The 14,292-nt window shown below is 66.8% G+C and carries 9 protein-coding genes and 1 pseudogene; 3 read left to right on the forward strand and 7 right to left on the reverse strand.

Annotated elements, in window-relative coordinates; genetic code table 11:
- Both VFA16_RS17675 and VFA16_RS17680 read right to left on the reverse strand, forming a co-directional pair.
- Positions 1-1,729 (reverse strand): type I polyketide synthase (locus VFA16_RS17675; RefSeq protein WP_324969066.1); only part of this gene is annotated, 1,729 nt, incomplete at its 3' end.
- A 323-nt stretch (positions 1,730-2,052) separates the two neighbouring features.
- A complete protein-coding gene (locus VFA16_RS17680) occupies positions 2,053-2,385 on the reverse strand; it encodes a hypothetical protein (protein WP_324969067.1) in 333 nt (110 codons plus the stop codon).
- A 159-nt stretch (positions 2,386-2,544) separates the two neighbouring features.
- On the opposite strand from VFA16_RS17680, the gene rbpA reads away from it, so the two are divergent.
- Positions 2,545-2,883, forward strand: coding sequence for an RNA polymerase-binding protein RbpA (gene rbpA, locus VFA16_RS17685; protein ID WP_083087376.1), 339 nt, complete (start codon positions 2,545-2,547; stop codon positions 2,881-2,883).
- A 12-nt stretch (positions 2,884-2,895) separates the two neighbouring features.
- On the opposite strand, the pseudogene lnt reads toward rbpA, so the two are convergent.
- From lnt to VFA16_RS17705, 3 genes and pseudogenes are all read right to left on the reverse strand, one after another.
- Positions 2,896-5,483: pseudogene (gene lnt / locus VFA16_RS17695) on the reverse strand (apolipoprotein N-acyltransferase).
- 253 nt (positions 5,484-5,736) lie between these two features.
- Positions 5,737-7,341 carry an amidohydrolase gene (locus VFA16_RS17700; protein WP_414687749.1) on the reverse strand — a complete coding sequence of 535 codons (1,605 nt, stop codon included), beginning with the start codon at positions 7,339-7,341 and terminating at the stop codon, positions 5,737-5,739.
- A 13-nt stretch (positions 7,342-7,354) separates the two neighbouring features.
- Entirely contained in the window at positions 7,355-7,813 is a 459-nt protein-coding gene (locus VFA16_RS17705) for an FxsA family protein (protein ID WP_324969071.1), read from the reverse strand.
- Between the two features lie 68 nt (positions 7,814-7,881).
- On the opposite strand from VFA16_RS17705, the gene VFA16_RS17710 reads away from it, so the two are divergent.
- Complete coding sequence (locus VFA16_RS17710) at positions 7,882-8,589, forward strand: dienelactone hydrolase family protein (RefSeq protein ID WP_324969072.1); 708 nt, start codon at positions 7,882-7,884, stop codon at positions 8,587-8,589.
- A gap of 1 nt (position 8,590) precedes the next feature.
- On the opposite strand, the gene cobN is transcribed toward VFA16_RS17710, so the two are convergent.
- Positions 8,591-12,214, reverse strand: coding sequence for a cobaltochelatase subunit CobN (cobN, locus tag VFA16_RS17715; protein ID WP_324969073.1), 3,624 nt, complete (start codon positions 12,212-12,214; stop codon positions 8,591-8,593).
- Between the two features lie 81 nt (positions 12,215-12,295).
- Between cobN and VFA16_RS17720 the strand changes: the two genes are divergently transcribed.
- Positions 12,296-13,159 carry an SCO6745 family protein gene (locus VFA16_RS17720; RefSeq protein WP_324969074.1) on the forward strand — a complete coding sequence of 288 codons (864 nt, stop codon included), beginning with the start codon at positions 12,296-12,298 and terminating at the stop codon, positions 13,157-13,159.
- A 136-nt stretch (positions 13,160-13,295) separates the two neighbouring features.
- Here the strand turns inward: VFA16_RS17720 and VFA16_RS17725 are convergent.
- The coding region (locus tag VFA16_RS17725) for a thioesterase domain-containing protein (RefSeq protein ID WP_324969075.1) at positions 13,296-14,292 on the reverse strand (997 nt) is incomplete at its 5' end.

Raw genomic sequence — 14,292 nt, forward strand, 5'->3', positions numbered from 1 at the left:
GTAATTCGACACCCATGCCGAGCCATTGGGACCCTTGGCCGGGGAACACGAACACGGTCTTGCCCGCCGGCCGCACGGCACCGTGCACCACGGCGGTATCCGGAGTATCCTCGGCCAGCTCCCGCAGCCCGGCAAGCAACTGGTCGCCGTCGCCACCGAGCACCACCGCCCGATGCTCGAAGGCCGTGCGGCCAGCCAACGACCATCCGACATCGGCCGGGTCCAACTCCGGATGTACGGCGAGGTGCTGGGCTAGCCGGGCTGCCTGCTTGGCCAGCCCCGGGGGGGTCTTGGCCGACACCACCCACGGCAGCACCGGTGGCTTTACTGCGGTCTCGCGCGGCTCGGCAGGCGGAGCGGCCTCGATAATGATGTGCGCGTTCGTGCCGCTAATCCCGAACGACGACACCCCCGCGCGGCGCACCTTGCCTGCGGCCGGCTCGGCAGGCCAGGGCCGCGGTTCAGTCAGCAACGCTACGGAGCCCGCCGACCAATCCACATGGGGACTGGGCACATCCACATGCAACGTCGCCGGCAATACCCCATGGCGCATCGCCTGCACCATCTTGATCACACCCGCCACCCCGGCGGCGGCCTGAGTGTGGCCCATGTTCGACTTGATCGAACCCAACCACAGCGGTTGCGCACGGTTTTGCCCATAGGTCGCCAAAAGGGCTTGCGCCTCAATAGGGTCGCCCAACGTGGTGCCGGTCCCGTGGCCCTCCACAACATCCACATCCGCCGGGCTAAGGCCCGCGTTTGCCAACGCCGCGCGCACCACCCGCTGCTGCGACGGCCCATTCGGGGCCGTCAACCCGTTAGACGCCCCATCCTGATTAACCGCCGAGCCCCGTACCACCGCCAATACCGGATGGCCCAACCGGCGTGCATCAGAAAGCCGCTCCACCACCAACATCGCGCCGCCCTCGGACCAGCCGACACCGTCGGCGGCGCCCGCGTAGGGCTTACAGCGGCCATCGGGTGCAAGCCCGCGGTGTCGGCTGAACTCCACGAAGACCGTCGGGGTTGCGTTCACCGTCGCGCCGCCCGCCAGCGCCAGATCGCATTCGCCGGATCGCAGCGACTGCACCGCCATATGCAGCGCGACCAACGACGACGAGCACGCGGTGTCGACCGACACCGCGGGGCCTTCCAGCCCCAGCACGTAGGCCACCCGGCCGGTGGCCACACTCGAGGTCATGCCGGTCAGCCGGTAGCCCTCGATCTCTTCCGCGAGCATGCCGTAGCCCTGGACGATGATGCCGGCGAATACGCCGGTGGCGCTGCCCCGCAACGAGGTCGGGTCAATCCCGGCTCGCTCCAACGCTTCCCAGGACAGCTCTAGCAGCATTCGGTGCTGGGGGTCGGTGGCCAGCGCCTCGGCGGGTGACACACCGAAGAACCCAGCATCGAAACCCGCGACGTCGTCGACGAATCCGCCGTACCGGGTGTAGGACTTGTGTGGCGCATCGGGATCAGGGTCGAACAATCCGTCCAAGTCCCAGCCACGGTCGGTGGGGAACTCCGACATGACGTCGCGGTTCTCAGCCACCATGTCCCACAGGGCCTCAGGGGCATCCACGCCGCCAGGGAAGCGGCACGACATGCCGACGATCGCGATCGGTTCGCTCGACCGTTCCAGCAGCGCGCGGTTCTTGCTCTTCAGGCGCTCGACCTGCACCAGCGCTTTGCGCAGTGCCTCGGTCGCATGCTGGAGCTGATCAGCCATGTCGCTATTCCTCGCTTGGTTGTCCGGTGAATGCGGGCTCACCGCGCAACAGGAGTCTGTACACGCAGCGATGTCGGACTGGTCCGCGAACCCACACCGTCATTGGTGAGCAGCAAGGCCAACCTCGGCACGATGCGTCAACACTCCCGATATCCCCCGGCTTTATACACGTCGCGGTGCCGCCGCGCCGTGTTGCCCGCCCGATTCGCCGGCCAGGCCCACGGCCAACCGCACCGCCCAGCCGTCATGGCGCGACTGTACCTGTAATCGGCGGTCAGCGGTCACCGTGGTCAACGTCCTGCGGCAGCGGTGGCAAACCGGGCTCAGCGCCAGCCATCGGCCGCTTCGACGGCCTGCAGCAGCGCGTCGCACAACTCCCGCAATTCGGCCTTCTCGGCGCCTTCGTCCAGCGCCGTGGCGACGTCTTCGGCAGCGCAGCGCACCTGATAGACACGGTCCGACAGCTCGGCGGCCTCGCGTGCCGACAGCACCACAGCATCGGCTGGCAGCGCACTAACTCCGTTGATCAAGGCCCGCTGCTCGTAGGCCCGTTGCCGACAGGATTGCCGGCAGTACTGTCGCCGCCGGCCCATCCCGGTATCGGCGACGTCACGACCACACCAGCGGCACGGCTGGGATCTGCTGCGACGGGCCACGCCTGAAGACTGTAACGGTGCGCGCATCGCAATCCCGGTATCATGGGTGGTCGCGTCGCGTTGCGCGGGCGACGGTCCGGGCACGGGGAACGCAAGAGCCCGCCCGCGCGTTGTCAAGCCGAAGAGAATTAGCTCAGAGGAGTTCGGAGGAGTAGGCCCATGGCTGATCGCGTCCTAAGGGGTAGTCGCCTCGGCGCCGTGAGCTACGAGACTGACCGCAACCATGACCTGGCGCCACGCCAGATTGCGCGATACCGCACCGAGAACGGCGAGGAGTTCGAGGTTCCCTTCGCCGACGACGCCGAAATCCCCGGTACCTGGCTGTGCCGCAACGGTATGGAAGGCGTTTTGATCGAGGGCGATTTGCCTGAGCCGAAGAAGGTCAAGCCGCCGCGTACGCACTGGGACATGCTGCTGGAGCGGCGCACGATCGAGGAGCTCGACGAGCTGCTCAAGGAGCGCCTGGAAATCATCAGGCAGCGCCGTCGCGGTAGCTGACGGCACAATCCCCTAGCGTTCAGGGCTGCTGGGCGCAGTGATTGCAGCCCGGCGTGATCGGCCGTCCAGCCGCCCGTTGATCCCCCACTGGGCGACCTTCACGATCGCTTCGCGGATGTTCGATCCGCTCATTTTCGACACGCCGAGTTCGCGCTCGGTGAAGGTGATGGGCACCTCCACGACGGTGAAGCCGTTGCTGATGGTGCGCCAGGTCAGGTCTATCTGGAAGCAGTAGCCCTTGGAGTCCACCGCCGACAGGTCGATGGTCTCCAGCACCTCCCGCCGGTACGCCCGGTAGCCGGCAGTGATGTCGTTCACGCCGATGCCCAGCATCAGCCGCGAATAGGTGTTGGCCACCTTCGACAGCGCCACTCGCCGCCATGGCCAGTTGCGCACCATCCCGCCGTCGATGTAGCGCGAACCGATGACCAGATCGGCTCCGGCATCGACGGCGTCCAGCAACCGGTGCAGTTGCTCGGGCGCATGGCTGCCGTCGGCGTCCATCTCGACCAGGACCGAGTACTGCTCCGCCAGCCCCCAGCCGAAACCGGCCAGGTAGGCCGCACCGAGACCGTCCTTGGTGGTGCGGTGCATGACATGCAGCCAGTCGGAGTTCGTCGACGCCAGTTCGTCGGCGAGTTGCCCGGTACCGTCCGGGCTGTCGTCGTCGACCACGAGCACGTGCACATCCGGGCGGGCCTGGTGCAGCCGCTGCAGGATCAGCGGCAGGTTCTCCCGCTCGTTGAAGGTGGGGATGATCACCAGGGTGCGCTGGCTGGGACGCTCTCCCGTAGCGCCGGATGTCGACTGGCCGGTGGTCATGTCGCTCCTTTGTCTGGCCCGGACCGGGCTGCATGTCGCCCGCCTTCGGCGGGGGTTTCGTCATCACCCGCATGGGACGCGGCGTCTTCACCGTCGTCGAGCGGGGCGTCGTCGAATCGGTCCGCAGGCGCAGCGGCGTCGTGTGTGGGCCGCAACCGGCTGCGCTTGGGACGCGGGAACCACCCATTGTGCCTTATGGCAGCGAGCACTGCCGCCGCGGCGGCGATCACCAGAATCCATTGCACGATCGATCTCCAGCGGGCGGCCGGTGTCGTCGTGGTCTTGAGCCGCACCTGGCTGTCCAGGTAGGCGGGCACGAAGAAGTCGGTGCGTGCCAGCTCGCGGCCGTCCGGCGCGACCACCGCACTGATCCCGGTGTTGCTGGCGACCACGACGTAGCGGTCGAGCTCCACCGCGCGAACCTTGGCGAAGGCCAGCTGCTGCTCGCTCATCCGCTGGTTGAAGTTGGCGTTGTTGGCGGGCACCGCCAGCACCTGCGCGCCGTTGTGGACGGATTCGCGCAGCGCGCGGTCGAAAATCACTTCCCAGCAGGTAGCCACTCCGACCGGCACGCCGCCGGCGTGCACCACTCCAGTGCTTTCGCCCGGCACGATATTGCTCGCCCAGTCAGCCAGCGCGGTGAGATGGCGGAAAAACCCCCGCCAGGGTAGGTACTCGCCGAACGGCTGCACGATCTGCTTGTCGTGCCGGTCGCCTGCCCCGGTTCGCGGGTTCCACACGATCACGGTGTTGCGGGCGGCCGGTTTCGCGCCGCTCGCGCCGGGAACGTCGGTGAGCGTGCCGACCAGGATCGGCGCACCGATCGCGTCGACGGCGGCAGTGATCTGCTGGGCGGCATCCGCGTTCAGCAGCGGATCGATTTCCGAGGCGTCCTCCGGCCAGATGACGAACTGCGGTTGCGGGGCCCGACCGGCATGGACGTCGTCGGCCAGCCGGATCGTCTCCCGGACGTGGTTGTGCAGCACCGCGAGCCGTTGTGCGTTGAATTCGAGTCCGAGTCGCGGGACGTTGCCCTGTACCGCGGCCACGGTGACGGTCGCGTCGTTACCGGCTCCCGCCCCCGAGTGCCGGACCGGCGGCCACACGATGATGCTGGCCAACAGCGCCACGCAGATACACATCCCGGGCAACACCACCGCCGGAGGCGCGTCCGCCGTACCAGTGGAGCGGGTGTCACGGCTGTCTCGAGACCACGCGACGATCTCCAACGTGATCGCCGTCAGGCTGCAACCGATCAGCACGATCGCCGTCGACAACACCGACACACCGCCGAGGCGGACCAGCGGCAAAAACGGTCCGTCGGTCTGGCCGGCAGCCACCACGCCCCAGGGAAACCCGCCGAACGGCACCGTGCACTTCACCCACTCCTGTGCTGCCCACAGCAGCGCAAACCAGATCGGCCAACCGGGCAGTCGCCGTACCACCACGGCCAGCAAACCGAAAAAGGCGGGAAACAGCGCGCACACGATGACCAACGCCGCCAACGGCATCGCGCCGACGAGCTTGGCGATCCAGGGCAGCAACGGCAAATAGAACGCCAGCCCGAACAGATACCCGTATCCCAAGCCGCCGAGCAGTGTGGTGGCCGGACGGGTAAGCACCCAGGCCAGCAGAGCGAACGCGACGATCGCGGCCCACCACCAGTTGAAACTGGGGAAACTGGCACACAGCAGTAAACCGGCCGCGATCGTGATCGCCAGCCGCGGCAACCGAGGCAGCAGGGCCTTGATTAAGCGCGGCAGCAGCACGGCGCGCAGCCAACCAAGACTTGTGGCCCGGACGTTGGCCAGTCGGTGTCGCGGCGCTAGCCGCCGACCCGGGTCTTCTGGCGAAGCGGCGGAATCGTCGTCAGCATCGTATGGAGCATCCAGGGTGTCGCCGGAGGCAGTGTCGGTATCGGCATCGTCGTCGGCGTCAAGGTGTGTGGCACCCGTGTCGTCGTCGCCGATCGCCGGGATGATCTCGGTGACGTCGTTGTACCGCGCTCCTCGAGGCAGCCACTTGGGTGTCTTAGCCATGGATGACCGCACCCCGGTGCACCGTTTGCCGACAATGCGGCAACGTGTCGGTCGGGCCCAGCCGTGGTAATGCGGGCGTCCTCGAGCGAGGGTCGGTCGACCAGCGCTGGACCGCATCGTCGGGAGCGCTCAGTTCGAGTTCACCGACCTCCCACACCGCGTACGACGCGGGCGCGCCCGGAACCAGCGTGCCCGTGACTCCGTCCCGGACGCCGCAGGCACGCCAGCCACCGCGGGTGGCGGCAGCAAACGCGGCCCGCGTCGACACCGCGCTGCCCGGAGTGCGGTGAGCGGTGGCCGCACGCACCGTGGCCCAGGGATCCAAGCCCGTCACCGGAGCGTCGGAGCCGAACGCGAGAGGCACGCCTTGCGATGCTAACAGCGCAAACGGGTTGAGCCGGGTGCCTCGGTCAGGCCCGAGTCGGCGGGCATACAGCCCGTCGTCACCGCCCCACAGCGCATCGAAGTTGGGCTGCATGCTCGCGATCACCCCCCATGCGCCCAGCTTGGCCGCCTGCTCAGAGGTCACCATCTCCAGATGCTCCAAGCGGTGCCCGCAGCGGGCGACGGCCGTGACCCCGAGATCGTCGACGACCCGCTCCAGCGCGCCGACCGCCGCCGAGACCGCAGCGTCGCCGATGACGTGAAAACCGGCCGTCACACCCGCCTCGGTGCACGCCCGGACATGAGTCGTGATCGCATCGGGATCCAGATAGCAGACCCCCGTGCAGTCCGGGTCATCGTGGTAGGGCTCGTGAAGCCACGCGGTGTGCGAACCGAGCGCGCCGTCGACGAACAGATCGCCTGCCAGCCCGTGGGCGCCGGTTTCCTCGAGGATGGCGCGGGCTTGGGCGGCGCTGGTGACGGCTTCACCCCAGTAGCCGATCACCTCGACACCGTGAGCGGTGTTGCGCAGCTGCTGCCAGTCATCGAGGCCGCCGATGTCGGGGCCGGCGCATTCGTGCACCCCGACGATGCCGGACGCGGCCGCGGCGTCCAGCGCCGCGGCTCGGGCCTCAGCGAGCTGCGCGTTGGTCAGCAGGTCGCGTGCCATGGCGCGGGCCAGGTGATGGGCGTCGCCGGTCAGCGGTTGCTGTTCGGCCGGACGAGGGGCCACGGCTGGCAAGGCCGGGATCAGCCGCCGCAGCCCGGTCGAGGCCAGCGCGGAGTGGGCGTCGATGCGGGTCAGATAGGCCGGCCGTTCTCCTACCGCCGCGTCGAGGTCGGCGGTTGTCGGTGGTTGGTTTTCCGGCCATGCGGATTCCTCCCAGCCGTGGCCCCACAGTGGAAGGCCCGGATGTGCGGCCGCGTAGTCGGCGATCAGCTGCAGGCAATGCGGGAGCGACCTCGCGGACCGCAGATCCAGCCCGGTGAGCGTCAGACCCGTGGCAGTGACGTGCAGGTGACTGTCGACGAATGCGGGCGCGACGAAGCCGCCGTCGAGATCGACCACATCGGCGTCCGGAAACTGGTCGCGACTGATGGCGTCGCTGCCGAGCCAGGCCACGACGCCGTCGTGCACCGCCATCGCGGTGGCCTCCGGGTGCGACGGGCTGTGGACGCGGCCGTTGACCAGCAGCCGTACCGGAGTCGGCATCACACCGGCAAAACTACGAGGTTCGCGGTGGCAGAGGGAGCGGCTCAACGTCGCTGACGTCGATGACTTCGCCGTCGATGACGTCCGGCTGCGCGGCGCGGGACCGCTCCTCGGCGAGTGTGGTGAAGATGATCAGCGGACGCCCGGCAACGCGGGCCGCCATCCCGGCCAGCAGCGGTCGTGCCAACGCCCGGGTGGGAGGCAGCAGAAGCAGCAGTCCGGCCGCGGTGGTGACCAGTCCCGGGACCAGAACCAGGACAGCGCCCAGCGCAACGAGCGCGCCATCGGTGAGCGCACCGGGTGACCGCAGCCGGCCCAGGTGGCGCTTGACCTGTGAACCCGCGGCCGCGATGCCTGCAACAAAGGTGGCCAGCAGAATCAGCAGCGTCCATCCGATACCGATCGTCGATGCCAGAGCCACCACCGCCGCAAGCTCGATTAGCACGTAGGCGAGAAAAAGCCGCGACACCATGTGAGGCCAACGTCTGGCGGCGCCGTCGAAGTTCCACAACCGGCAGCCGCTGCAGTTAGATAAGCGTCATGACCACCATCGAGATTGACACCCCGGCCGGTCCGATCGATGCGCTGTTGAGTGTTCCCGACGGGCAGGGTCCGTGGCCGGGCGTCGTCGTGATTCACGACGCGATCGGCTACGAGCCCGACAAGCAGCAGATCTCCGATCACATCGCGGCGGCCGGATATGTGGCGATCACACCGAATCTGTTCGCGCGTGGCGGCAGGGCTCGCTGCTTGATGAAGGTGTTTCGCGATCTGTTCAGTAAGCAGGGCGCCGCGTTTGACGACATCTTGTCCGCCCGCGACTACCTGCAGTCGCGGCCGGAGTGTTCGGGGCGGATCGGCATCGCCGGCTTCTGCATGGGAGGACAGTTCGCGTTGGTCATGGCGCCCAAGGGTTTTGGCGCCTCAGCACCGTTCTACGGCACGCCGCTCCCCCGTCACCTCGACGAAGCCCTCAACGGCGCGTGCCCGATCGTGGCCAGCTTCGGAGCCCGCGACCCGCTGGGGATCGGCGCACCGAATCGGCTACACCGGCTTCTCGAGCACAAAGGCATCCCCAACGATGTGAAGGTCTATCCCCGCGCCGGGCACAGTTTTGCCAACAAACTGCCGGCCCAGCCGCTGTTGCGCATCACCGGGTTCGGCTACAACGAAGCGGCCAGCGAGGACGCCTGGGCTCGGGTGTTCGCCTTCTTCGGCGAACATCTGGGAAAGGGAGCGCCGGCGTAGCTCACCCCTCGAGGTCACCCTCGGTTTCCAGTAGCACTTGGCGCAATCCGTCGAGGGTAGCCGGTTGCGGATCGCTCCACATGCCGCGGCTGACGGCCTCCAGCAGCCGCTCGGCCATGCCGTGCAGCGCCCACGGGTTGGACTCGGCCATGAATTTACGGTTCTCGGCATCCAGCACATACCGCTCAGTGAGCTGCTCGTACATCCAATCGGCCATGACGCCCGCCGTGGCGTCGTAGCCGAACAGGTAGTCGACCGTCGCGGCCATTTCAAAAGCGCCTTTGTAGCCGTGCCGGCGCATCGCGGTCATCCAGCGCGGATTGACCACCCGGGCACGGAACACCCGGGTTGTCTCCTCCGAGAGGGTGCGGGTGCGGACCGCGTCGGGACGGGTGTTGTCGCCGATGTAGGCCGCCGGGGCCTGACCGGTCAGCGCGCGCACGGTGGCCACCATGCCGCCGTGGTACTGGAAGTAGTCGTCGGAGTCGGCGATGTCGTGCTCGCGGGTGTCGGTGTTCTTGGCGGCGACCGCGATACGGCGGTATTGGCGGTTCATGTCGTCGACCGCCGGCCGGCCGTCAAGGTCGCGGCCGTAGGCATACCCGCCCCATGCGGTGTACACGTGGGCGAGGTCGGCGTCGTCCCGCCAGTTGCGGCTGTCGATCAGCTGCAGCAGCCCCGCGCCGTAGGTGCCTGGTTTGGATCCGAAAACCCTTGTGGTGGCGCGACGTTGGTCGCCGTGCTGCGCTAGGTCTGCCTTCGCGTGGGCGCGGACATAATTGTCGTCAAGGGGTTCGTCGAGTTCGGCGACCAACCGCACTGCGTCGTCCAGCATGGTCACCACATGCGGGAACGCATCGCGGAAGAATCCCGAGATGCGCACCGTCACGTCGATGCGGGGGCGACCCAGTTCGGCCACCGGGATGGGTTCCAGGTTGACGACTCGCCGCGACGCGTCGTCCCACACCGGGCGGACACCAAGCAGAGCAAGCACTTCGGCGATGTCGTCGCCAGCAGTGCGCATCGCCGACGTGCCCCACACCGACAGGCCGACCGATCGCGGCCAGCGACCGTAGTCGTCGCGGTAGCGGGTAAGAAGCGAATCTGCCAGCGCCACACCGGTTTCCCACGCCAACCGAGACGGCACGGCTTTGGGGTCGACGGAGTAGAAGTTGCGCCCGGTGGGCAGCACGTTGACCAGGCCGCGCAAGGGCGACCCCGACGGCCCAGCCGCGATGAACCGGCCATCCAATGCGTTTAGTATCTGGTCGATTTCGTTCGCCGTGCCGGCGAGCCGGGGAACTACTTCGGTGGCGGCGAAGCGCAGCACCGCTGCTACGTCGGCGTTGTCGGTGATGTTTTCTACGGCGCCGGGATCCCAGCCGCTGTCCTGCAGTGCTTGTAGCAGTTGGCGGGCTTGGGTTTCGGCCTGGTCGACGGAGATGCGCCCGTCGCTGCCGTCCTCGTCGAGTCCCAGCACCTGGCGCAGCCCGGGCACAGACATCTGCCCGCCGAACAGCTGGCGGGCCCGCAGGATCGCCAGCACGAGGTTGAGCTGAGCTTCGCCGGTTGGCGTTTGGCCCAGGACGTGCAGACCGTCACGGATCTGGACATCCTTGATCTCGCACAGCCACCCGTCGACGTGGAGCAACAGCTCGTCGAAAGAGTCGTCTTCGGGGCGTTCGGTCAGGCCCAGGTCGTGGTCCATCTTGGCGGCCCGGATCAACGTCCAAATCTGCTGGCGGATCGCCGGCAGCTTGCCCGGGTCCAGCGCCGCGACGGCGGCATGCTCGTCGAGCAGCTGCTCCAATCGGGCGATGTCGCCGTAGGTTTCGGCGCGCGCCATCGGCGGGATGAGGTGGTCGACGAGCACGGCGTGCGCGCGCCGCTTGGCCTGGGTGCCTTCTCCAGGGTCGTTGACCAAAAACGGGTAGACCAGCGGCAGGTTGCCCAGCGCCGCGTCGGACGCGCAGGCCGCCGACAGTCCCAGCGTCTTGCCCGGCAGCCACTCGAGATTGCCGTGCTTACCCAGATGCACCACGGCGTGGGCCCGGAAGCCGGCGTCGAGCCAGTGGTAGGCCGCCAGATAGTGGTGGCTGGGCGGCAGGTCCGGGTCGTGATAGATAGCCACGGGGTTATCACCGAAGCCGCGGGGCGGCTGGATCATGAGCACCACATTGCCGGCTTCGATTGCCGCGATGACGATTTCGCCGTCGGGGTCGCTGGCCCGGTCGACGAACAGGTCACCGGGCGGCGGGCCCCAATGCTTTTGCACCGCGTCAGTGAAATCGGCAGGCAGGGTGGCAAACCACGCGCGATAGTCCTTGGCCGACACCCGGATTGGGTTGCCGGCCAGCTGGCCAGTGGTAAGCCAATCGGGATCCTGGCCGCCGCGTTCGATCAGCGCATGCACCAGCGCGTCGCCGTCTTGAGCGTCGACGCCGGGGACATCGCCGACCCGATAACCGTGCTCGCGCATCGCCCGCAGCAGCATGACGGCGCTGGCCGGGGTGTCCAGGCCGACCGCGTTGCCGATCCGGGCGTGCTTGGTCGGGTAGGCCGAAAACACGATCGCCACCCGCTTGTCGGCGTTGGCGACCCGGCGCAGCTCGGCGTGGCGCACCGCCAGACCGGCAACCCGGGCGCAGCGCTCCCGGTCGGCCACGTAGGAGATCAGGCCTTCGTCGTCGATTTCCTTGAACGAGAATGGGACTGTGATGATGCGCCCGTCGAACTCCGGCACCGCGACCTGGCTGGCCACGTCGAGCGGGCTCAGCCCGTCGTCGTTGTCCTGCCACTGTTTTTGCGAGCTGGTCAGGCACAGCCCTTGCAGAATCGGAATGTCCAGGGCGGCAAGATGTTCCACGTTCCAGGAATCGTCGCCGCCAGCGGCGGATTTGGCGGGGGTCACTCCCCCGGCAGCCAACACGGTGACCACCATCGCGTCGGCTTGGGCCAATGTCTCCAGCATGTCGGGCTCTGCTGTGCGCAGCGATGCGCAATACATCGGCAGCGGCCGGCCGCCTGCGGCTTCGATCGCATCGCAGAGGGCTTCGACGTAGGCGGTGTTGCCTGCGAGGTGCTGGGCCCGGTAGTAGAGCACCGCGATCGTCGGGCCGATCGCAACCGCGGCGGAGCCGGGGGAAGCGGGTCGGCCCGCATCAAAGCGGCCCTCGATGTCGGCCGCGGCCCGCTTCAACACCCCCCACATCGGTGTGCTCACCGGTGGGCTGAAGCCGAAGCCGGTCATCAGCAGGGTGTCGGATAAGAACGCGTGCAGTTGATGCAGGTTGGCCACACCGCCCTGGGCCAGATAGATGTGGGTTTGCACAGCGATGCCCGCGGGCACCGTCGACCGATCGGTCAGGTCGGCGTCGGGTGACTGCTCCCCGCTGACCAGGATCGCCGGGATTCCGCTGGCCAGCACCGTGTCGATGCCGTCCTGCCAGGCGCGGTAGCCGCCGAGAAGGCGGACAACGGCGATGTCAGCGCCGTTGAGCAAGTCGGGCAGCTCATCGGGCAGCAGCCGGGCCGGGTTGGCCCACCGATAGTTGGCGCCGCTGGCGCGCGCGGTGATCAGGTCTGTGTCGGACGTCGACAGCAACAGCACGGTTGGCTGGGGCACCCGTCATTCGTACCGCAGGCCGTGCGGGGCGCTGCCGACGGCACCCTTAGGCGCCGCGCTCGCCGGTGGTTAACTGCAGCAATGCAACGTCTACCCGAATCAGCCCGCCGCTTCTACGATCGCTTCGAGCCCATCCATGCCGTCACCTACTTCGCGCCGGAAGCGCGCGCCGCTTTAGACGCGTTGGGCTATCGCGGATTCTGGATGGGTTACTTCGCCGCGCGGTCGGCGCCGCTGGGACCGGTGGCGCCACCTGTTGTCACGGCGCTGTTCTACAACTTCGCACCAGCGCGCGTGGCCAAAGCCCTTCCCGCGGCGTGGGAAATCGCCGGCCCGCAGTCGGCTTTGCGGGCCCGCGAAGAGTCCGCGGTGGCCGCGTTACACCGATACGGCGTGCGCGGCGACGACGAAAATGTCGGAACTGCAGTTGGATTGGTAGCAAAAGCGGTGCGGACGGCATCGGTGGACGGCCGGGCGCTGTATGCGGCCAACCTAGCGCTGCCCTGGCCGACGGAACCGGTGGCCGCGCTGTGGCATGCGACCACTTTGCTGCGCGAGCATCGCGGTGACGGGCATGTAGCGGTGCTGGCCGCCGCAGGGGTGTCCGGGCGAGAATCCAATGTGCTGCATGCCGCGGCCGGAGCGGTGACCGCGGACTACATCAAGCGCACTCGCCACTACGACGACGCCGAGTGGCGCGCCTGCGAGCGGAGCCTGGCCGACCGCGGGCTGCTAACTGACGACGGGTCGCTGACCGCCTCCGGCACTGAGCTCAAACAACATGTCGAGGCCACCACGGACGCGCTGTCGCTGCGCGCGTTCGACGGTCTGCAGGACGATGAACTCGCGGCATTGTTGGCGGCGTTGACGCCAATCGCGAAGGCGGTCATCGCCGGTGGGGACATGCCGGCCACCACACCGATGACACTGCGGCGCGACTTCTGATGCGATGACCGGAAGACGGCTCACCTAAGCGACGACAGGACATCCGCCTCGGCGAGCGAAGCGACCCCCGGTTCACAGACCTAATCACCCGAGATCCTTGCCGTTGAGCGGGAAATTCTTCGCCCCAAAAGCCGCCTTAAGTTTCTAATAATCGTTTGAGTTGCTGGCCATACAGGTTGAGCGACTCGACAGTCAACATGTTTTCGTGTGTGCAGTCGATTGAGCACTCGGTGATGTCGCCAGCAACGTACGGCCGCCAGCTTTGCATCAGCGACGAAGCGCGATCACTCTCGTCCCGCACAGCGGCAAAAATGGTCATGTTCCCATCGAAAATGCGAGGTTGGTGGGCTCGCTGCAACTCGATGTTGCGGTTGAGGTTTTGAGTGAGCCAATCTATAAGCCGTTTGTAGCGAGGAAATTCTTTGACTCCTCGTTCGAGCATTACCCTTTCTAGCTGCTGGTAGGTGAGTGGCTCCCCCTGCTCGGGAACCTCTATACCGTAGAACCGCAAGGCTTCTTCTAGTATCTGTCTGTCCTCTAGAGGATGGTTTGGTATTGGCACGCCGTCATCGAGACTGAGTTGAGCGTCGAAAAGAATAAGGCGTGCGGTTACGTATCCACGTTGCTGAAGCTCAATGGCGACTTCATGGGCGACGATGCCGCCAAAAGACCAGCCCAGAAGATTGTATGGCCCCGTACGATTAACCGCTTGGATCCTGTCGGCATAGTTCTTCGCCATATCGCGAATTGACTGAGGTTCAGCTTCGTCGCTCAGTAGGACCTGTTGAATCCCAATGATTGGGCACTCCAAATAATTAGCAAGGCGCTGATACGGCCAGCTCATGCCACCGCCGGGATGGATGCAGAACAGCGGAACACCGGTACCCTCCTTGAGGATCTCAACAGGGACTACTTCCAGCTGGCTGGCGTGTGTGCCCAACTGTCGGCTCAAGCTTCGAACGGACGGCGCGTGGAACAAGGTGCGCACCGCAAGGTCGGTATCGAGGCGAGTGTTGATCTCGGCGATCACTCGCATCGCTGAAAGCGAATCCCCACCCAAATCGAAGAACGAGTCATCGACCCCGACTCGCTCGAGCCCGAGTACCTCTGCGTAGATGCCGGCCAGGATCTCC

It is taken from the genome of Mycobacterium sp., assembly GCF_035653355.1.
In the GTDB taxonomy this organism is placed as follows: Bacteria; Actinomycetota; Actinomycetes; order Mycobacteriales; family Mycobacteriaceae; genus Mycobacterium.

Bases quoted from the DNA above. Each gene is read 5' to 3' on its own strand.
- VFA16_RS17710 (WP_324969072.1), top strand. From the start codon at position 7,882: ATGACCACCATCGAGATTGACACCCCGGCCGGTCCGATCGATGCGCTG.
- VFA16_RS17700 (WP_414687749.1), bottom strand. From the start codon at position 7,341: ATGCCGACTCCGGTACGGCTGCTGGTCAACGGCCGCGTCCACAGCCCG.
- VFA16_RS17720 (WP_324969074.1), top strand. From the start codon at position 12,296: ATGCAACGTCTACCCGAATCAGCCCGCCGCTTCTACGATCGCTTCGAG.
- VFA16_RS17705 (WP_324969071.1), bottom strand. From the start codon at position 7,813: ATGGTGTCGCGGCTTTTTCTCGCCTACGTGCTAATCGAGCTTGCGGCG.
- rbpA (WP_083087376.1), top strand. From the start codon at position 2,545: ATGGCTGATCGCGTCCTAAGGGGTAGTCGCCTCGGCGCCGTGAGCTAC.